Annotated in this window: 19 protein-coding genes; 8 read left to right on the plus strand and 11 right to left on the minus strand. The window is 63.0% G+C overall.

What is annotated here, in order from left to right; translation table 11 throughout:
- Positions 1-12: 12 nt before the first annotated feature.
- Entirely contained in the window at positions 13-1,335 is a 1,323-nt protein-coding gene (locus tag ASE39_RS07360) for a DUF2130 domain-containing protein (RefSeq protein WP_057270696.1), read from the plus strand.
- 662 nt (positions 1,336-1,997) lie between these two features.
- Positions 1,998-2,621: a tyrosine-type recombinase/integrase gene (locus tag ASE39_RS07365; protein ID WP_057270712.1), complete on the plus strand. Its 624-nt coding sequence runs from the start codon at positions 1,998-2,000 to the stop codon at positions 2,619-2,621.
- Between the two features lie 338 nt (positions 2,622-2,959).
- On the opposite strand, the gene ASE39_RS07370 is transcribed toward ASE39_RS07365, so the two are convergent.
- The 10 genes from ASE39_RS07370 to ASE39_RS07415 all read right to left on the minus strand — a co-directional run bounded on the left by ASE39_RS07370 (position 2,960) and on the right by ASE39_RS07415 (position 10,881).
- Positions 2,960-3,259, minus strand: coding sequence for a putative quinol monooxygenase (locus ASE39_RS07370; RefSeq protein WP_057228321.1), 300 nt, complete (start codon positions 3,257-3,259; stop codon positions 2,960-2,962).
- A 56-nt stretch (positions 3,260-3,315) separates the two neighbouring features.
- Positions 3,316-4,125, minus strand: a complete 810-nt coding sequence (locus ASE39_RS07375) for an SDR family NAD(P)-dependent oxidoreductase (protein WP_082606937.1) — start codon at positions 4,123-4,125, stop codon at positions 3,316-3,318.
- Positions 4,125-4,628 carry a nuclear transport factor 2 family protein gene (locus ASE39_RS07380; protein ID WP_057228319.1) on the minus strand — a complete coding sequence of 168 codons (504 nt, stop codon included), beginning with the start codon at positions 4,626-4,628 and terminating at the stop codon, positions 4,125-4,127. Before ASE39_RS07380 ends, ASE39_RS07375 begins: the two co-directional genes overlap by 1 nt.
- On the minus strand, positions 4,625-5,458 hold the full coding sequence (locus tag ASE39_RS07385) for an SDR family NAD(P)-dependent oxidoreductase (protein ID WP_057270697.1): 834 nt from the start codon (positions 5,456-5,458) through the stop codon (positions 4,625-4,627). The genes ASE39_RS07380 and ASE39_RS07385 overlap by 4 nt, the downstream gene beginning before the upstream one ends.
- Positions 5,458-6,426 carry a tripartite tricarboxylate transporter substrate binding protein gene (locus ASE39_RS07390; protein ID WP_057270698.1) on the minus strand — a complete coding sequence of 323 codons (969 nt, stop codon included), beginning with the start codon at positions 6,424-6,426 and terminating at the stop codon, positions 5,458-5,460. Before ASE39_RS07390 ends, ASE39_RS07385 begins: the two co-directional genes overlap by 1 nt.
- A 103-nt stretch (positions 6,427-6,529) precedes the next feature.
- Positions 6,530-7,345 (minus strand): SDR family NAD(P)-dependent oxidoreductase, encoded by an 816-nt coding sequence (locus tag ASE39_RS07395; RefSeq protein ID WP_057228313.1) that lies wholly within the window; start codon positions 7,343-7,345, stop codon positions 6,530-6,532.
- A 51-nt stretch (positions 7,346-7,396) separates the two neighbouring features.
- The gene (locus ASE39_RS07400) at positions 7,397-8,206 is read right to left on the minus strand and encodes an enoyl-CoA hydratase-related protein (protein ID WP_057228311.1); all 810 of its coding nucleotides are present in this window, start codon (positions 8,204-8,206) and stop codon (positions 7,397-7,399) included.
- 33 nt (positions 8,207-8,239) lie between these two features.
- The gene (locus ASE39_RS07405; protein ID WP_057270699.1) at positions 8,240-9,415 is read right to left on the minus strand and encodes a thiolase family protein; all 1,176 of its coding nucleotides are present in this window, start codon (positions 9,413-9,415) and stop codon (positions 8,240-8,242) included.
- Positions 9,412-9,822, minus strand: coding sequence for a hypothetical protein (locus ASE39_RS07410; protein ID WP_082615356.1), 411 nt, complete (start codon positions 9,820-9,822; stop codon positions 9,412-9,414). Before ASE39_RS07410 ends, ASE39_RS07405 begins: the two co-directional genes overlap by 4 nt.
- Before the next feature lie 78 nt (positions 9,823-9,900).
- Positions 9,901-10,881, minus strand: coding sequence for a tripartite tricarboxylate transporter substrate binding protein (locus tag ASE39_RS07415; RefSeq protein ID WP_057270713.1), 981 nt, complete (start codon positions 10,879-10,881; stop codon positions 9,901-9,903).
- A 189-nt stretch (positions 10,882-11,070) separates the two neighbouring features.
- On the opposite strand from ASE39_RS07415, the gene ASE39_RS07420 reads away from it, so the two are divergent.
- The 6 genes from ASE39_RS07420 to ASE39_RS07445 are packed head-to-tail and all read left to right on the plus strand — an operon-like array spanning position 11,071 to position 18,260.
- Positions 11,071-11,883 carry an IclR family transcriptional regulator gene (locus tag ASE39_RS07420; RefSeq protein ID WP_057270701.1) on the plus strand — a complete coding sequence of 271 codons (813 nt, stop codon included), beginning with the start codon at positions 11,071-11,073 and terminating at the stop codon, positions 11,881-11,883.
- A 36-nt stretch (positions 11,884-11,919) separates the two neighbouring features.
- Positions 11,920-13,068, plus strand: a complete 1,149-nt coding sequence (locus ASE39_RS07425; RefSeq protein WP_057228300.1) for an acyl-CoA dehydrogenase family protein — start codon at positions 11,920-11,922, stop codon at positions 13,066-13,068.
- A 40-nt stretch (positions 13,069-13,108) separates the two neighbouring features.
- Positions 13,109-15,211: an acetate--CoA ligase family protein gene (locus ASE39_RS07430; RefSeq protein ID WP_057270702.1), complete on the plus strand. Its 2,103-nt coding sequence runs from the start codon at positions 13,109-13,111 to the stop codon at positions 15,209-15,211.
- Positions 15,208-16,314 carry a CoA transferase gene (locus ASE39_RS07435; protein WP_057270703.1) on the plus strand — a complete coding sequence of 369 codons (1,107 nt, stop codon included), beginning with the start codon at positions 15,208-15,210 and terminating at the stop codon, positions 16,312-16,314. The genes ASE39_RS07430 and ASE39_RS07435 overlap by 4 nt, the downstream gene beginning before the upstream one ends.
- A gap of 3 nt (positions 16,315-16,317) precedes the next feature.
- The gene (locus tag ASE39_RS07440; protein ID WP_057270704.1) at positions 16,318-17,328 is read left to right on the plus strand and encodes a nitronate monooxygenase; all 1,011 of its coding nucleotides are present in this window, start codon (positions 16,318-16,320) and stop codon (positions 17,326-17,328) included.
- Positions 17,325-18,260, plus strand: a complete 936-nt coding sequence (locus ASE39_RS07445) for a nitronate monooxygenase (protein ID WP_057270705.1) — start codon at positions 17,325-17,327, stop codon at positions 18,258-18,260. The genes ASE39_RS07440 and ASE39_RS07445 overlap by 4 nt, the downstream gene beginning before the upstream one ends.
- 385 nt (positions 18,261-18,645) lie before the next feature.
- On the opposite strand, the gene ASE39_RS07450 is transcribed toward ASE39_RS07445, so the two are convergent.
- Entirely contained in the window at positions 18,646-20,091 is a 1,446-nt protein-coding gene (locus ASE39_RS07450; RefSeq protein WP_057270706.1) for an IS1182 family transposase, read from the minus strand.
- Positions 20,092-20,168: the final 77 nt, after the last annotated feature.

The raw sequence follows: 20,168 nt of genomic DNA on the forward strand, positions 1-20,168 counted from the left end.
CCCAAACACTCAATGAGTTCCATGCACGAAAAGATCATCCTGGACCCGGACGAACGCATCGTCTGCCCGAAATGCGCCAACGAGTTCAGCCTGGGCGACGGGATCACTCGCCAGACAATTGACCGGCATGCCGAGGAGTTCGAGGCTTTGCTGAAAGAGCGGCGCGAGCAGCTGGAGCTGCATCTGACTCAAGAGGCACAACGCAAGGCCATGCAGCAGTCTGCAGAGCAGATTGCGAAGCTGCAGGACCAGGTGGCAGCTGCCAAGCGCTCGGAGCGTGAAGCACAAGATTCGATCGAGAAGGTTCGAGAGGAGGCATGGTCCAAGGCCGTAGCAGACGCGGAGCAGGCACGCCTCGCCTTGGAGGAAGACCTGCAGCGCAAGGACGCGGAACTGAAGAACTTCCGCGCACAGGAGATAGCGCTGCGGCGACAGAAGCAAGAGCTTGAGGATCAACAGCGGGACTTGGAACTGAGCCTTCAGCGCAAGCTGGATGAAGAGCGCGGAAAGATCACCGCAGCGGTGTCGCAACGCGAGGCCGAACGCTTTGCGCTGATGGAGGCCGAGTGGAAGAAGAAGATCGAGGACGCACAGAAGAGCAACGAGGACCTGCGCCGGAAACTGGAGCAGGGCTCGCAACAACTGCAGGGCGAGGTGCTGGAGCTGGAGATTGAGCAGTCCCTGACCACCACCTTCTTCCACGACTTGATCGAAGAGGTCAAAAAGGGTGTGCGCGGTGCCGACGTGATCCAGACCGTGCGCACTCCGACGGGCATCGCAGCCGGTAAGATCATCTGGGAAGCCAAGAGGGCCGAGCACTGGTCTGACAAATGGGTGCAAAAGCTCAAGGACGACCAGCAGGAGGCCAAAGCCGAACTGGCGGTCTTGGTGACCACCGCTATGCCAAAAGGGGTCACCGAACCCTTCACCCGGGTCGGCGACATTTGGGTAGTGTCGCCCCATGTCGTACGCCCTATGGCGGAGACTCTGCGCGTGATGCTACTGGAGTCGCACAAGCTGCGCCAGGCCAACATGGGCCGAGACGAAAAGATCGAGCAACTCTACAACTATGTCGCCAGTCCCGCCTTCGCCCAACGCATGCGCACCGTCATTGAGTCTTTCGCAACGATGCAGTCGGAACTTGAAAGCGAGAAAAGAGCCCTTCAAAGGATCTGGGCAAAACGGCAGGTACAGATTGATCGTGCTATGAAGAGCATGACAACCGTAGTGGGTGAACTGCAAGGCATTGCCCAAGACTCCCTCCCAGAGCTACGGCAGATCGACTCACTGGAGGTTCTTGCGCTCCCTGTTGATGACACATCGAGCGAGGAATGAACCAGCGGATCTTCCTTAGCCAATTGCCTTAGGACCACTACCCATCCATACAAGGTTTAGGCTTGGTCGATTTGCCAATCGAAAGCCGACCGCTTTGAGTCGAAACGCCCTGCCGCACCAGGCAGAAGCAGTACTTGATGCCGGCATGCGGACAGCCCAATCGAGCCGTCGGCTCCGAGAGAAAAGCGGCAGCTCAGGACAGGCAACCCTGAGCGGTTGGCGTTGGAGGTTGCTACCGCGCAGGCGCCGAATCGTGACTTACTCAGATCAGCCCACAGCTGCCACGCCAGAGGTCCGTTCAGCAGCGATTGCAGCCTTCCGCCGCTAGCAGACCAATTTCCGCTTAATCCCAGCAACCGGAAGCTCGTGCGACAAGGCCGAGATGAAAGCCGGGTGGAAGAAGACCCATTTGTGAAGTATCAAGTTGCGGAGCCAGAGATCGTCGGCATCGCGCCGTCGGGCACTACGTACGGTGGCCTTGGCTGAGCTTGCGGGATAAGCTGGCGCATGTACAGGGGTTGGCTCCCCACAAGCTACGCGAGGGCTGCGCATAGATTGCAGCAAGTGCCCCTCCGGTCTAGGTGATTTTTTTGATGAATCGCAATATCTACGTGCCGCATGCGCGCATGCTCCGAGGCCATCTCCATCAATGGGGGACCGCCATGGACACTTCGACCTGCAATGCGCATCATGAGCCTTGGAACAAGGGCAAGATCGTCGGGCAAAAGGCACCCTTCAAGATCAAGGAAATCTGGGCTCTGCGTGTGCGACTTCAGATGGAGCGACGCCTTCGCGAGCTGGCACTCTTCAACTTAGGCATCGACAGCAAACTTCGTGGATGTGATCTTGTTGCACTGAAGGTTCGCGACGTGTCACATGGCGATCAATTGGCATCACGGGCGACGATTTTGCAAAGTAAAACCAAGCGCCCAGTCCAGTTCGAGATTACCGCAGTGACTCGGGACGCCCTATCAGCATGGATCAAGCAGGCTGCGCTGAGATCTGATGACTACCTATTCCCCAGCAGACTGCACGGATCGCCCCACCTGGGAACCCGACAGTACGCTAGGATTCTTGGACATTGGGTCGATGAACTTGGGCTTGATCGCTCAGAGTATGGAACTCATTCGATGCGCAGGACCAAGGCGACTTTGATCTATCGACGCACAAAGAACCTGCGCGCTGTGCAACTGCTGCTTGGTCACTCCAAGCTGGAATCAACGGTGCGGTATCTCGGCATAGAAGTAGACGATGCACTTGAAATCTCAGAACAAACGGAGATTTGACCCGGGATATTCGTAAATCCACGCCTCACTCTGTCGTCGGATTGGAGGCGTGGGTTGGTGCGCTGTGAAGTCTGCTGGGCGTGTTTCTCTGGAGTCAAAGCGGACGTTAGCGCTGCGGGAACGCATAGCTGCTTGCAGTCTGAAGACGACAAGTCAAACCTACGGTTTTGGCACCGAGCTTGCCAAAGTCAGGACTTTCATACCGAGCGCGCTGGAATCGGTCACCGCTCAACAAGAATGATGTGTGGCCTGTTTTGAGGTCACAAATGTCATTCAGCGAAAAATCGATCCCGTCATTCCATCTCATGGGCTGGATTGCCAGGCTGGAACTGCCGCCTTCAGCGTACCGCAACAGCTGCCGCCTCATAGATATCGATCTGCGGTGACTCCTGACACAAGCTTGCCATTGACTGTGCGAACGTGCGCGATGCTTCCACGCGGAAATGGGCTTGCAGTGCGGCCATGTTTTCCCAGCGCTCCACAAACACGAAGCGTAGCGGCTGCTGCACATCGCGGCTCACCTCGTGGGACATGCACCCTGGCTCTGCCCGGGAGCGCAGGACATGCTCCACGGCCAGCTGCTCAACGGCCTCTTGTGTGTCTGGGCGTGCAATCACATGGCCTGTGACGATGATCATGGTGCTGCTTTCACTGTGTTCGTGGTTGGATAGGAATGAACTGATGGTCTCAGGCGCTAACGCGCGCTCGCACCGCCGTCGATGGGGATGATGGCTCCGGTCATGTAGCTCGATGCCGGCGAAGCCAGCAGCAGCGCCAGCCCTTGGATCTCGTGCGGCTGGGCGATGCGGCCCAGCGGGATGTAGGTGCGCATACGCTCGGCGCTCTCCGGCAGACGCAAGCGGCCTCCGTTGATGCCGGTGGCAAAAGGGCCGGGGGCGATGGCGTTGACCAGAATGTTGAACGGCGCCAGCTCGATGGCCGCCTGGCGCACCACGTTGTTCACCGCAGCCTTGGAGGCCACGTATGCGTAGCCGGAATGTGCCTCCGACCTCAGCCCGGCAATGGACGATGTCACGATGATCCTCCCTTGTCGGCGGGGCTTCATGTGACGACTGGCGGCGCGCAGCGTGGTCAGCACGCCCGTCAGGTTCACCTGAAGTACCTTTTCCCATGCTGCCGGGTCCACATTTTCCAGGCGCCCTTGTTCGGCCAGGAAACCGCGTCCAGCGCTCATGCCCGCATTGGCAAACACGCAGTCGATGGGCCCTGCGGCCGCGATGACGTCGAGGTGGCGGTCCACCTCGGCGCCGTCGCTGACGTCGATCACTCGCTGCTGCACCTTTGTGTACGTCTTGCGCAGGCGCTGCACTTCGGCGTCCAGCGCTGGCGCATCGCTGTCGGACAGCACGACTTCCGCACCCGCCTCCAGCAGGGCTTCTGCAATGGCCAGCCCGAGACCGCTGGCAGCGCCCGTCACCAGCGCTCGCTGGCCGGTCAGATCAAACAAGGATGGCAACGAGGCCATGGTGGCGGTGCTGTGCATCAACGAGTTCCTTGCAGCGGAATGAGGTGGTCCCAGCGCTCGGTGGCTTCGATCATGTAGTGCACGCTCAAGGTGACGCGTTGAAAGAACCACTGGCCTTCCAGGCGGATGTACTCGTCGTCAAAGCGGCCCACCACGTAAAAGCTCTTGCCGTCCTTCACAGGTCGGCCGTCCAGGTAGCTGGAACCTGTGCCTCGGTCGCCCTGCACCTGTACGACATGGCTGTGGATGAACTGCCGGGCCGTTTGCACCGGAAACGATGCGAAGAACGCACGGATGTTGTCGCGGCCCCGCACTTCGGGGCGCCCGCCGTAGGCCACATACGCATCGGGGGCAAACAGTTCGTAGAGTCGGTTGCCCGCATCCTCATTCACCAATTCGTGGTAGCGTGCACGCAGCGCGCGGATGGCTTCGATGCTCTCCATGCGTTCAACGCGTTCTGTGAGCACCGTCACATGGTTGTGCAAGGCGGCAAGGTCGGCGGATGGGTGGGCTGCGGTCACTGAAGACTCTCCTGGTGAATGTGGTGGAAATCGCCCATGATTTTTTGGGTGCGGTCCCACACGGACGCACCCGTGTGGGCATGGGGAATGACATAGAAGCGGCGCGCATGAATCGCGTCGACCGCAGCGCGTGCAACATCCTCGGCAGTGATGGCTGAAGCGGCCATGCCGGCACGCACGCGCTCTCCATAGGCGGCAGCCGTGGGGCCCACCTCTGGCAATGCGGCTGGTCGGTTGCGTTGTGACTGGTCAATGTGCGTGGCCACCAGGGAGGGGCACAAGACGGACACGCCGATGGGCGAATCCACCTGCTCCAGATCCTTGGCCAGGCATTCCGAGAAAGCGACGACTGCATGCTTGCTGGCGCAGTACACGGCGGAACCTGCGATGGTGGCGAGGCCAGCAGCCGATGAGGTGTTGATGATGTGGGCCGGCTTGCCCCGGGCCTGCATGCGCGGCAAAAAGCTGCGCACGCCATGCACCACCCCCATCAGGTTCACGCCCAGCACCCACCTCCAGTCGTCGTCCGTGGCATCCCAGGCGGTCCCGAGCACTGCCACACCGGCGTTGTTGAAGAGCCAATCCACACCGCCCCAATGGCCCCAGCTGGCTTCGGCCAGTCGCTCCACGTCTGCGGCGTTGGACACGTCGCAGCGCTGCACCATGCACGCGGCGCCTGCCGCCTCTACCAGCGCCTGCGTTTGCGCCAGGGCTTTGGCCTCGATGTCGGCCGCCACCACCGCCATGCCTTCGCGGGCGCATGCCAGCGCCAGCGCGCGGCCAATGCCGCTGCCCGCACCCGTGACCACGGCCACTTGGGGCGCCGGCATCAGAGGCTCGCTCCGGACTTGCGGATTACCTCGCCCCATTTGGCGGCCTCGGCCGCCACGAAGGGTGCGAACTGCTCGTGTGGCATGCCCATCTTGACGCTCGACACTGCGTCCAGCGACGCCGTGACCTCGGGCGAGTTCAGTGCCTGGCCTACCGCGTCGGACAAGCGCTTGACGATGGGCGCTGGCGTGTTAGCTGGTGCAAAGACCCCGCCCCAGTTCATGGCCACCACGCTCGGTATTCCGGCCTCGGCCATGGTCGGCACGTTGGGTAGCACGGCCAGGCGGCTGGTGCTGGTGACGGCCAGTGCTGTGATTTTCCCGTCCCGGATCTGCGCCCGGGAGGTCTGCACGTAGTCGAACATCACATCCAGGTTCCCGGCAATCACATCGACCATGGCCGCCGTGCTGGACTTGTAGGGGATGTGGTTGAAACGCGCACCGGTCTGGGTTTGCAGCAGTTCCAGGCACAGGTGCGCCGACGTGCCGTTGCCGCCAGACCCGAAGTTGAGCTTCCCAGGGGTCTGCTTGCCAAATGCAATCACATCCGCCACGGTGCTGAACTTCATGCCGGGGTTGGAGACCAGGACATTCGCGTTCCCCGTCAGCCCGTGTATGGCCACAAAGTCCTTGACCGGGTCGTAGCGGATGTTCTTGAAGAGCGCCGTGTTGGTGCCCTGCGTGCCTTGCGTGCCGATCAGCAGGGTGTAGCCGTCGGGCGCCGCTCGGGACACGAACTCGGCACCGATGGAGCCGCTCACCCCCACCCGGTTATCGATGACGATGGGCTGGCCCAAGTTGTCGCTCAGCGCGCGTGCGATCAGGCGGGCTTGGACATCCACCACGCTGCCTGCGGAGAAAGGAACGACGAGGGTGATCGGGCGCTGCGGATAAGCGCTCTGTGCAAATACCGAGGGCGAGAGTGCCAGAGCCCCCATGGATGCCGAGAAATGGCGGCGATTCATCATGGTCTTGTCTCCTTGTTGTGTGTTCGGTCGTGCTGCATGAGAACGCAGCACGGTTAGCACCTGAGCGGCGCAGAGGCGGTTTGACCGACCACCCCGTCCTGCATCAAACCATCGCGAAACCGCCGGATGCGCCGATGGTCTGCCCCGTGATGAACAGCGCGCGGTCCGACGCCAGGAACGCCACGATGCCCGACACGTCGCCCGGACGGGACAGGCGGCCCACGCCTTTGGAGATGGGATATGCATTGAGCATCTTGCCCAGCAGCTCGTTGTTCTCTACCGTGGCGTGGATGTTCAACGGACCGTCCTTGATGCCCTCATGGGACACGGCGCCCAGAGCGATGGAGTTGACGGTGACCGCATGGCGGCCGTGCTCCCGTGCAAGGGCCTTGGCGAAACCGGCAATCGCAGCCTTGGCCCCCGAATACACCGCCATGTTGGCCTCGCCGATACGGCCCGCTTCCGAGATGATGTTGATGATGCGACCCGTCTTACTTTGCACCATGCCCGGCAACACGGCGCGGCAACAGTGCATGGTGCCGTAGACATTCAGGTTCACGATCTTGGCCCAGTCGACCACGGGGGTGTCCACGAAGGCGGGTGTGCGGCCCCCTTTTTCGCGGCGCTCAGGGATGATGCCCGCGTTGTTGACCAGCACCGTGATGGGTGCGCCGAAATGCTCGGCGGCATTGGCCACCATGGCATCGACCGCCTCCTGTTGGGTAATGTCCGCCGGTGCGACATAAGCTTGCCCGCCTGCGGCGTTGATCTCATCCGCCACCGCTTGGGCGCGTTCGGCAAACAGGTCGTTCACCACCACGCGCGCACCTTCGGCGGCGAGTTCGATGCAAATCTGCCGGCCTACACCTTGCCCCCCGCCAGTGACGAGCGCGACCTGTCCGTTCAATCCGAGTTCCATGGGATACCTTTCGTGTGTGTTGTCTGATGAAGTCGCCAGTGCGGTAAGGCCCTAGCGTCCTTTGAATTGGGGTTCGCGTTTCTCGACAAAGGCGCGCATGCCCTCGATGCGGTCTTCGCTGTCCACGATCATTGCGGCCGCATAGCGCTCGTATTCCAGGCCCGAGTCCAGGTCGGTCTGCATGCCTCGGTTGATGGCACGTTTGGCAAAACGGACCGCCAGCGGCGGGTGCTGCGCAATGCGCTGGCTCAGTTCCAGTGCAGCTGTCATCAACTCGGCTTGCGGCACCACACGGCTGACGAGGCCGTAGCGCAGTGCCGTTTCCGCGTCCACCAAGTCGGCTGTCAGGATCAGCTCTTTGGCCCGAGCTTCACCCACCAGCCGTGGCAGTCGCTGTGTGCCACCGGCTGCTGGAATGACGCCCAGCTTGATTTCGGGCAGGCCGAAGCGCGCGTGGGAGGCCGCGATGCGCAGGTCACAGCACAAGGCAATCTCCAGCCCGCCGCCCAGGGCCACACCGTTGATGGCCGCAATCACGGGCTTCTCGAACTCTTCGATGTTGCGGAACAGTTCGTGGGTTGCTTTCTGCCGCACGAAATACTCCGTGCCGCGCACCACGTCGGTAGCGCGCTCCTTGATGTCAGCGCCCGCGCAGAATGCCTTGTCGCCGCTGCCGGTGATCAGAACCGCGCGCACCTGTTCGTCGTTGCGCGCCAGCTCGAAGAAGGCGCGCGCCAGGTCCGGCTTCATGGTGCTGCCCAGCGTGTTCATGCGGTCGGGCCGGTTGAGGGTGATCACGGCCACGCGGTCGCGCACCTCATAGAGCAATGTGCCCAGGTCCTGGATATCAGAGGTAGTCATTGGCTTGCTTTCAAAAAGAGATCTGAAGTGCCGTCACGCCGATGCCGACAGCACATGGGCGACGGACACAGAACCCAGACCGATCATGTGGGCCATGCCCCACCGCGCGTTGGGGTGCTGCCGGCCTTCGGCTTCACCCCGCAGCTGGCGGGTGATTTCCGCCAACTGGCCGATACCCGTGGGGCCGAGCGGGTGGCCCATGCCGATGAGGCCGCCCGACGCGTTGATGGCGCAGCGGCCGCCAATGTGCGAATCGCCACGCGCCAGATAGTGGGCGCCTTCGCCGGGATCGCACACACCAATCGCTTCGCTGTACAGCAACTCCTCCACCGAGAAGGCGTCATGCAGTTCCAGCAGGTCTAGCTCTTTTGGGGCGATGCCCGCTTGTTCAAAAGCAGCCTGTGCGCTGGTGCGGACCAGCTCTACAGCGCTGTCGCCGTAGTGCGTTTCGGGCCGTTCACTGCCTGCGACCGACGCCTTGACACGCACGCAGCGCCGGGCATCCAGTCCCAATTTTCGGATCGCGTTGCCAGAGACCACCATCACCGCAGCAGCGCCTTCGCCGCGCGGGCAGCATTGCTGCACCGTGAGGTCTCCCACCACGCGGGGCGATGCAAGCACCTGCTCCAGCGTACGCGGTTTGCGGAACTGCGCGAACGGGTTGCGCGCCGCATTGCCGTGGTTCTTCACGGCCACGTTGGCCATTTCCTCCACGGATGCTCCGCGCTCGCGCAGGTAGGTACGCGCCATCATCGCGAACTTGGCGGCGGGAATGGTGGCCGTTTCGCTCAGTCGCTCCAGGCCGTCCTTGTTGGCGGCGCGGCGCCCGTCGCCATGTTTGTCCACTCCGACTGCCAGCACCACATCACTCATGCCGGTGGCCACTTCCATGCAGGCTTGGCGGAAGGCGAACGACCCGGAGGCCGATGCGTTTTCCACCTGTGTCACCGCCAGGCCCGTCGACCCCAGGTGGCGCAGCATGACGCGGCCGGCTGCCATCCCGATGGAGGTGGTGCCCACGTACGCGCTTTGCACGCGGCCCCATGGAAGCCCCGAGTCCGCCAGTGCGGCGCGCACCGCTGTCAGGCCCAGCTCGGTGTAAGGCGTTCCGGTCGGGAACTGGTATGGATGCAGACCAATACCGGCGATAAACACGCCGCCATTGGCATCGAGCCAGTTGCGCGACGTGGATTGTTGTGTATTGCTCATTGAGCGGCTCCTTCATTCACGGGCACAAAGCGGCAGACGTAAACGCCTTCTTCCGGCTTCACTTCGGCAACGGCGCGAACCGTCATACCGTGCTTCAGCGCCGATTCATCTGCCACGGCCATCACACCTTCTTCGACGATGCCGGGCGCGATGCGAATGTCCCCCGCAACGCTGGGCGCCGCCATGCCGGGCAGCAGCGGCACATGCAGCGTCACGAACTCCAGTAGGTCTCCACCGCCTGGACGGGTCACGCGCAGGGCTTCGCTCAGCGGCTCTCCGCAGTGCATGCAGCCCGGCGCGTTGGCAGGAAAGCTCAGCCCCCCGCAGGCGCCGCACTGTGCAAAGAAGAAGTTGAGCGAGTGGCCGTCTTCAGCCAGCTCATACAGAGTGGGCTGCAACGGTTTCAAGGAAGTCTTTGAATCGGTCATAGGAAGAAGGGAGGGAAAAAGAAAGCTGCTGGGCGGGCATGGATTGCCCGCAGCCTGTCAATCAAGCTTGGCGCCCGACTGCTGAACCACTGCACGCCACCGTGTCATCTCCGACTTCACGAAGGCGCCCAGCTTGGCGTCGCGCAGGCCGACGAACGGGACGCTGCCGAACTTCTCGGTGGCCTGCAGCATTTCGGGGTGAACGATGGCCTTGGCGATCTCGTCTCCCAGGCGCTTCACGATGTCTGGCGGTGTCTTGGCCGGAACGAACACAGCGCCCCAGGCTGTGGATTCGGCTTCGGGAACGCCCAGCTCACCCACGGTGGGTACGTCGGGCGAGCTGGCCAGGCGCGTCTTGGAGGTGACCGCCAGCGCCTTGAGCTTGTTCGCCTGCACCTGGGGCAGCACCACCGCCGGGTAGTCGAACATCAGATCGATGCTGCCGGCCATCAGGTCGCTCAGTGCCGGCGCGCTGCCGCGGTACGGCACATGGGTCATCTTGATGCCGGCGGCGGTCTGGAACAGCTCGGCCGTCAGGTGGGTGCCCGTGCCAGGTCCGGCGGAGCCGTAGTTGAGCTTGCCGGGATTGGCCTTGGCATAGGCAATCAGCTCGGGCACCGTCTTGAACGGGCGCGAAGGGTTGATCACCAGCATGAGCGGCGTTTCCGACATGGCGTGCACGGGCACAAAGTCCGCCACGGGGTCATAGCGCACGTTCTTGTACAGCGCCAGATTGGCGCCATGCGTTCCCTGCGTGCCGTAAATGATGGTGTAGCCATCGGGCTGCTGGCGCGAGGCCGACTCGACACCGATGGAGCCGCCCGCCCCGGGGCGGTTGTCCACCACCACTGACTGTCCCAGCTGTGCGCTGAGCAGCTTGGCCAAAAGCCGCGACGTGCTGTCCGTAATGCCCCCGGGTGGGAACGGCACCACAAACGTGATGGGCTTGCTGGGCCACGCATCTCCCGCAGCGTGCAGCACACCGAAGGCCAATGAGGCGATGACAAAAACAACCAGTTTTCGGAAGGTTCTACGCATGCTTGTCTCCATTTTTTGTTGCCACTGAATTGCGGCTGGTCGTAGAATACTTCAATATTTCGTAGGCAAGCAAGAAGTTTTGATCTTCGTATCGAAAGCAAAGAACGAGATTTCACAGAGATTTCCTCAATAAATAGTCCTGCTGTCAAAGCTATGATTCGTTGATATCTACGAAATACCGGAGAACTTATGCCCACCATCGTCCCCGCTGCGTCTCGCACCATGGCCCTTCTGGAGGTCTTTGCCCGGGAGCGCCGCGAACTCTCCAACTCAGACCTTGCGCGCCTGATGGACCTGCCAGAGAGCAGTTGCTCCGATCTCTTGCACACGCTGCATGAGCTGGGCTACTTGATGCGGACAGCGCGGACCCGGCGCTTCTATCCCACGGCCCGCCTGCTCACGGTTGCCAAAGGCATCGCTGCGGGGGATTCGCTCTACGCGGTGGCGTCCGAGGCCTGCGAACTGCTGCGCGACAAGACTGGAGAGACCGGCATGTGCGGCCGCGTGGAGGCCGGCGTGGTCAAGGTCCTGGCGTTTGCCGAGGGCACACACCCGCTGCGCTATGTGGAGAACGTGGGCAACAAGATCGCCCTGCACGTATCCGCTTTGGGCAAGGCCGAGCTGGCGCTGGGCACGCCCGAAGAGGCTGCACGCCAGCTGCGGCTCAAGCCGCTCAAGCAGATCGCCCCCGGCTCCATCACCGACCTCGCAGCGCTGGAGGCGCAGATCGCGCAAGCGCGCGAGCAAGGCTGGATGTGGGTGGAGAACGAAGGCTTTGACGGCCTGGCCGCCATCGCCGTGGCTGGCTATCTGGGCGACGAACCCCTCGCGCTGTCGATCGCCGGCCCCACCGAACGGCTGCGTCGTACCAAAGACGCGTGCCTGCAGGCCTTGCAGGAGGTACGGGCGCTCGTGTTCCACCCCCAGAACCCCGCGCCCACGCTGCGCGCCACCGCCTCGGGCCGGCGCAGCGCGGCCACCAAAGACACCACGCCCGCATAGCGGCGGGTCCATGCATTCAACCCAGGAGACATAGCCATGTATGCAACGATGAGTTCCGAACAAGAAATGCTGCGCGACAGCGTGCGCCGCTTCATGAAAAGCGAGGTCGCACCCCGCGTGGCCCAGCACGACCGGGACAAGACCTTCCCCTTCGAACTCCTCAAAGAGCTGTCCCAGTTCGGATACATCGGCGGCCGTCTGCCCGAGGCATTGGGCGGCATGGACATGGACCAGATGACCTGGGCGATGCTCATGGAAGAGGCGGGCTACACCTGGCTGTCGCTGCGGACCATGGTGAACATCACCAACGCGGCCATCAACAAGCTGGCAGCCGAAGCCAATGAAGAGCAACGCGAACGCTTCCTGAAGCCCCTGCTGGCATCCGAACGCAAGGTGTTCAACGCCATCAGCGAGCCGGGCACGGGTTCGAACATTGCGCAGGTCCAGACCCGCGCAGACCTGCAGGGCGACCACTATGTCCTCAACGGCCGCAAGCTGTGGATCACCAACGGAGCCTTTGGCGACTTCGGCATCGTGGTTGCCCGCACGTTCAGCCCCGATTGCCAGGGAGGGCTCTCCACCTTCTTGGTAGAGCGTGATGTATCGCCTTATGAGGTGCGCAATGTTGACACTATGGTGTTGCGGAGCACCGGCACTGCGGAGCTGGCGTTCGACAACGTCAAGGTGCCCCGCGAAAACCTGCTGGGCGAAGAAGGCAACGCACTCAAGAAGATGCTCATGGGCTTGGACGGCGCGCGCGTCAACATTGCCATGGGTGCCGTGGGCGCCGCCCAAGCGGCGCTCGACCTGTCCATTGACTACGCCCGAACCCGCACCCAGTTCGGCAAGCCCATCGGCAGTTTTCAGCTAGTTCAAAAGCTCATCGTGGACATGACGATCCGCGTGGAAGCCGCTCGGGCACTGAGCCTGCGCGCGGCCGCCGCACTGGACGCCAATGCCGATGCGCGCACCGCATGCTCGATTGCCAAGCTCTATGCCACCGAGGCCGCACACGAAGTCGCCAGCATGGCACTGCAGGTGCACGGCGGCCTGGGCTACGCCACCGACTACCCCATCGAGCGCATCTTCCGCGACACGCGCGGCGGGACGATTCCCGAAGGCACCACCGAAGTGCAGACCTTGATTGCCGGGCGCGAAATCCTGGGTATCTCGGCGATTGTCTGATCCACGGCATCGCTGCACCCATAACGACCAGGAGACAACATTGACTGACCTTTCACGACTGATACGCCCGCGCTCGATTGCCCTTGTGGGCGCCTCGGACCGCCCGCAGAGCATTGGCGAGCGCACGCTGACCAATCTGCTGGACCATTCCGAGTTCGACGGAGACATTTACCTCGTCAACCCGACCAAGGCAGAGATTCGCGGGCATCGCTGCTGGCCCAGTGTGGCATCGCTGCCCGCAACGCCGGACGTGGCGGTGATCGTGGTGCCCGCATCGGGCGTACTGGCGGTGGCCGAAGAATGCGCAGCGCGAGGTGTTTTGTTTGCCATCGTGCTGACGTCAGGTTTTGGGGAGGCCGGCGAAGAAGGCGAACGCGCCCAGGTGCGGCTCAAAGAGATTGCCGATGCGGGCGGCATGCGCCTGTATGGCCCCAACTGCCCAGGCCTTACCAACGTCAACCATCGCCTGGGCCTGACCTTCTCGCCCTCTTTCCCGCACGATCTGGTCAAGGGGCCCATCGGCCTGGCCACGCAGGGCGGCGGACTGGGACGCAACGTGATGCAGGCCATGGACCGGGGCATCGGCATCGGCCTGTGGGCCTCTACCGGTAACGAGGTGGACCTGCAGGTGGCTGACTTCATCCACTACATGGCCGATGCTCCCGACATCAAGGTGATCGTGACCTTGCTGGAGGGCATCAAGGATGGCGCAAAGTTTGTGGCCGCCGTGAACCTTGCCGCCGCCAACGGCAAGCCCGTGATCGCGCTCAAGGTGGGCAAGTCGGAATACGGGCAGAAGGCGGCGCAATCGCACACGGCCTCCCTAACCGGATCGGCTGAGGTGAACAGCGCCGTGTTCAAGCAGTGCGGCGTGATTGAGGTGGACGATATCGACGAGCTGGTCGATACCGCCTGGCTGTTCGCACGCGGCGAGCCAGCACCCAGCGAAGGTGTGGCCATCTACACCTCGTCGGGCGGCACCGCAGCCTTGACGGCGGACGCCGTGGGCACCGCAGGCCTGACCCTCGCTCAGTTTGCCCCTCACACGCGGCAGGTCCTGGCCGATCTGCTGCCCGACTTCGCCGCGCTGGACAACCCGGTGGACACCACCGCCGCTGTGCTGAGCGATGCGGCATTGATCGAGAAGTCGCTGAGCGCGGTAGCGGTGGACCCCAATCTGGGCTGTGTGATCGTTCCGATCGCGCTGGACTATGGCGACACCACGATCCAGCTGGCACGCACCATCATCGCGGCGCAAAAGGGCTGTGCCACACCCATCATTCCCATCTGGATGAGCGACCGCATGGGCGAGGGCTATCGCATGCTGGTCGAAGGCGGGTTTGCACCGCCACGGTCTGTGGGCAAGGCCATCAAGGCCATACAGCGCTGGATCGAATACGGCCGCTGGAAGCGCGCCAGCGCTGCGCGTGTGCCGCTGAACCCCATGGCAGTGCTTGCGCAAGCCACTGCCACGCGCAGCCTGTCCGAGGCCGAAGCCAAGTCCCAGCTGCTGGCAGCAGGCATCGCCCTACTGCCCAACGCACTGACCGCCACCGCGCAGGACGCCGTCGCGGCGGCCAACGCCATGGGCTACCCCGTGGTGGCCAAGATTGCGAGCGAGCAGATCGTGCACAAGTCCGACATCGGCGGCGTCATCGTGGGTCTTCAGAACGCTAACGAGCTGCGCCAAGCCTGGGAGGACATCATGGTGGCCGCGAAGCACCACCGGCCTGAAGCGCACATCGACGGTCTGCTGATCGAGAAAATGGCGCCGAGCGGCGGCCTGGAGTTGATGGTCGGCGTCACGCGCGATCCGGTGTTCGGCCATGTGATGACCTTCGGCCTGGGCGGCATCTACGTGGAGATCCTGCGCAACGTCACCCGGCGCATGTTGCCGCTTTCCGCCAGCGAGGCAGCTGCGATGGTCCGCGAGATGCGGTGCTTCCCCTTGCTGGAAGGCGCACGCGGCCGCCCGCCTGCAGACCTGAAGGCGCTGCAGACGCTGCTGCTGCGCGTCTCGGACTTCGTGATGCAGAACGCAGGCCGTATTGAGGAGATGGACCTCAACCCCGTGTGGATTGGCGCGCAAGGCGAGGGCGTGTTGCCCCTCGACGCCGTGATTATCGAAAGAACCGCCACATGACCGCCGCTACAGCCCGGCCGCCGCTGCAGGGCATCACGGTGGTGGATTTCAGTGAGCTGCTGCCGGGGCCCTTCCTGACGCAGAACCTGGCAGAGATGGGCGCGCGCATCATCAAGATCGAGCGCCCGCCGCATGGCGACAATGCCCGGCACCTGGGTCAGGGCGCCTTCGAGGCCGTGAACCGGGGCAAGCAAAGCCTGCTGGTGGACCTCAAGGACGAGTCCCGGCGCGCCCAGGTCCGCGAGTTGATCGCGTCGGCCGACGTGGTGATCGAGTCCTACCGCCCGGGGGTGATGGCACGCCTGGGCCTGGACGCCGCGGCGCTGTGCCAGGCCTGTCCGCGCCTGATCTACGTATCCCTGAGCGGCTACGGCCAGACAGGGCCCTGGGCCGACCTGTCGGGGCATGACATCAACTACCTGGCCGCTGCGGGCGTGCTGGCCGTCTCGGGCCAGCCCGATGGCGCCCCCGTGCAGAGTTTCGGGCTGCCGGTGGCCGACCTGTGCGGGACCATGTACGCGCTGTCGGCCACCCTGGCCGCGCTGTTCCAGCGCGAAGCCACGGGCCGGGGGCAGCACCTGGACGTGGCACTGGCCGATTGCGCCTTGCACTGGATGAACCCGCGGCTGGGTGCCTACCGCTCGGCCGGCGCGCGCACCGTGCAGGCGCAGCGCGAGGCCACGCTGGTGAAGGCCGCCTACGGCGCGTTCCGGTGCAAGGATGGGCGCTACCTGTCGATTGCCGCGCTGGAGGACCATTTCTGGAAGCGGCTGTGCGCGGCCCTGCCGCTCGCACCTTTCGATGGCCCGGAGTACGCCACGCACAAGGCCCGCAAGGCGGCGGCCGACGCGATCAACCTGCGCATCGGGCAGGCCATGCAGCCGCTGCAATCGCGGGAGGCCTTCGAACTGCTGTGCCGCCATGACGTTCCAGCTGCACCCGTGGTTCATCCCGCCGAACTGTCGTCTCAAGCGCATTTCGCCTCGCGAGGCAAGTTTGCCGCTGGTGATGACATGCCGTGGGTACGCTTCCCCGTGGCCATGGAGGGGATGGGCGACATCGACCTGGCTGGAGCGCCAGCCCTGGGTTCTGCGGGGGGCTGACCCATGGGCGCCGCTCTGCGCACGCGCATTACGCAGCTTCTGGGGATCGATCACCCCATCCTGGGCGGCGGCCTGATGTGGCTGTCCGACGCGAGGTATGTGGCTGCGCTGGTGAATGCAGGTTGCATGGGCTTCATCACGCCCCGGTCGTATGCCAGCGAAGCGGATTTCCGGGACGCCCTCGCGCTTTGCACGGAGCTGACTCACGGCAAACCGTTTGGCGTGAACCTCACGCTCTCGCACCGGCCCGAAGCCAACTCCATGGTTCCGCGCTGGATGGATGCCAGTCTGGGGCATGGCGTGAAGGTCTTCGAGACAGCAGGACATGCGCCAGCGGAACTCATCAAAGCGCTGCATAAGGCCAACGCCGTCGTTGTTCACAAAGCCTCCAGAATCCGCCACGCGCTTTCTGCAGTGCGCGCCGGTGCCGATGCCATTGCCCTGGTCGGCATGGAGGAAGGCGGGCACCCGGGCACGAACGAGCTGCCTACCATGCTTATGGGGGCGCTCGCCCATGGCCAGTTCAGCGTGCCCGTGGTGCTGGGGGGCGGCATCGGCCGCGGCAGGCAACTGGCCGCGGTGCTGGCCCAGGGGCTGGACGGGGTGCTCATCGGCAGCCGCTTTCTGGTGTGCGAGGAAATCCAGACGCACCCCCGCTACAAGGAGCATCTGCTGACCTGCGACGAGCACTCCACGGTGCGGGTGCTGCAGTCGCTGGGCACCACCTGGCGCGTGCTGCTCAACGACACCGCGCGCCAGGTCCAGGCCATCGAGCGGACCGGCGCCACCGAACACGCCGCGTTCGGCGGCCTCATCAGCGGAGCCGTCGCGCGAGAGCGCTGCTACACCCAGGGCGACTGGCGCCATGGCATGGTCTCCCTGGGGCCATCCATCGCATTCGCCAGGCGCATCGAGCCGCTGCAGGCCATCGTCAACGACCTCGTGGACGAGGCGGTGCAGGCCATCGCGGCCCTTCACGCAATGCATTCACAGAACGAAATGGAACAAGAATGAACCGACTGCCTTTCATGGAGCGGCTGGTGGTGCCCGTCATTGCGGCCCCCATGCTGCGTGTCTCGGGCATTGATCTGGTCTCGGCCGCGTGCGAGGCCGGCGTCATCGGTGCGTTTCCCACGGCCAATTGCACGTCGCTGGACGAGTTTGCGGCGTGGTTGCAGCGGCTTCAGCGCGAAGCCGAAGAACAGCCCAGCCGAGCGCCTTATTGCCCCAACCTCATCATGCGGCGCGACCCCGCACGCCTCAAGGCCGAAGTGGATTTGATCGTGCGCCACGGCGCGGAGCTTGTGATCACCAGTGTGGGGTCTCCCGCTTCGGTGATTCCTGCGTTGCGTGACGGCGGCTGCCTTGTGTTTGCCGATGTGGCCTCGCTCCACCATGCGGAGCGTGCGGTGGAGGCAGGCGTCGATGGCCTGGTGCTGCTGTCGTCCGGCGCAGGCGGGCACACCGGCTGGGCCAACCCGTTCGCGTTTGTGCGCGCCGTGCGCCAGATGTTCGACGGCCCCATTGTGTTGTCGGGAGGACTCTCGGACGGCGTGGCACTGCGCGCCGCGACCGTGTTGGGTTGCGATCTGGGGTGTGTGGGTACGCGATTCATCGCCACCCAGGAAAGCATGGCGACGGCGGACTACAAAGAGATGCTTCTGGAAAGCTCCATGGACGATGTGCTCGCCACACGCGCCTTCACCGGGTTGCCCGCGAACTTTTTGAAGCCGTCCATCGTCCGGGTGGGCCTCGACCCCGAAACGTTGGACGAGACAGTGTCCGTTCAGGAAGCGCGCAACAAATTCGGAGGAGGATCTGAAGGACCAGTCATTCAACGGTGGTCGGATCTATGGAGTGCGGGGCATTCGGTGTCGGGGGTGACATCCTTACCGACTACTGCCGACCTGGTTCAGTCCATGAAGAGGGAATATCTAGCTGCCTGATAGCCTGTACGCAGGTGCCGAGGATGCGGTGGCATGGAATTGTTCCCCGATAGTTGCCAGTGTCCGGTATGAACATATGCAGTCAGTGAACGGCTGAACATCGACGACTGCTATCAGCCGAGGCTGTGTGGAAACGCTCAACGAGGATGCGGGCCAGCCCCGTACTGCGTCACTCTGATCCACATTTCTCATCAGCACTGCTGTAGTGCCGTTTCTGGNGGAGGCTGTGTGGAAACGCTCAACGAGGATGCGGGCCAGCCCCGTACTGCGTCACTCTGATCCACATTTCTCATCAGCACTGCTGTAGTGCCGTTTCTGGCGCACATGGAGCCTTTTGACGCCTTCCTGAAGGCCTTCTCGGCCTGTAGAGGGCAACACAAAGGCCTCACGCCTTCGCCATCCGCATTGCCTCCATCATCTGCGCTGTACCCATCACACCCATCACCCGCTTGAGGTTGTAGGCCAGCACATGCAGGCTCATCTCGGTGCCCACGTGCTTGAGGGTCTTCATCAAGAAGTGCGTCGAGCCCATCCAGTGCTTGAGCGTGCCGAAGACATGCTCCACGGTTGATCTGCGCAATGTCATCGCCTCGGGGTTGCTGTCCAATCGTTGCTGGACGCGCTCCAGAACCTCTTCGTGCTCCCATCGCCGGATACGCCGGTATTTGCTGGTCGTGCATTTCTCACGTAGCGGGCAGTGCGGACAGACACTGGTCCAATAGATGCTCAGGCTCAAACCTTTCTCGACCGTTCTGAACCGATGAATCGCACGCTCGCCCGCAGGGCACTGGTACTCGTCGTCCTTGGCGATGTAGATGAAGTCGCCTTTGTCGAAGCGGCCCTCGGCTTTCGCATTTGATGTCATCGGCTTGGGTACGAAGGTCGTGATGTCAGCGTCTTCACAGGCCTTGAGCTGCGGGCCACTGAAGTAGCCTCGGTCGGCAAAGACCTGTAAACCCTGGCTTCCCATGGCCTGGTCTGCGGCGCTGGCCATGTTGTGCAACTGCGCCCGGTCATTGCCGACGTTCGTGACCTCGTGCGCGACGATCAGATGGTGCTTGGCATCGACAGCGGTCTGCACGTTGTAGCCCACCAGGCCCGAKCCCTTGGCCTGGGTGGCCATCGAGCGTGCATCGGGRTCGGTGAGGGAGAYCTGGCCATCKGGCAGGCCCGTCAATTGCTCTTTCAGACCGTCGAGTCGCCGCATCTGCTCACGCAACTTTTTTAGTTTCTCCTGCAGTCGTTCTGTCTTGGCTTCGACCTCTGCGGGCTGCGTGCGGTCAGCGGTCTCCAGCGCGTGCAGGTAACGCTGGATGCTTTGCTCAATCTGCTGCTGACGAGCCTCGATCTTGCCAGGCGTGAAGTTGCGGTCGCGACTGTTAACGGMCTTGAACTTGCTGCCATCAATCGCCACGATGGCCTGCGAGAAAAGATTCAACTGTCGGCACATGGCAATGAAGCGCTTGCAGACGTTGCAGATGCCAGCACCGTTGCTCCGGCGGAAGTCCGCAATGGTCTTGAAGTCCGGCGCAAGGCGCCCGGTCAGCCACATCAGCTCGACATTGCGCTGGGCTTCGCGCTCCAGGCGGCGGCTCGATTGGATACGGTTGAGGTAGCCGTAAATGTAGAGCTTGAGCAGTACGGCCGGGTGGTACGCAGGCCGTCCAGTGACAGCAGGATTGACCCCATCGAAGCCCAGGGCCCGAAGATCCAGCTCTTGGACAAACACATCGACAACGCGCACCGGGTTGTCTTGTGCGATGTAGTCGTCCAGGCACTCCGGTAGCATGGTGACCTGTTGTCGGTCTTCGCCTTCGATGAATCGCTTCATGGGCACCTCGCTCGAATCAGGTGCCGCAATTTTAGTTTTGGGTAGCGGGTTAGGGTTGGGTTTTCACACAGCCTCGG

Source organism: Acidovorax sp. Root267, assembly GCF_001429215.1.
Classification (GTDB): Bacteria; Pseudomonadota; Gammaproteobacteria; order Burkholderiales; family Burkholderiaceae_C; genus Acidovorax; species Acidovorax radicis.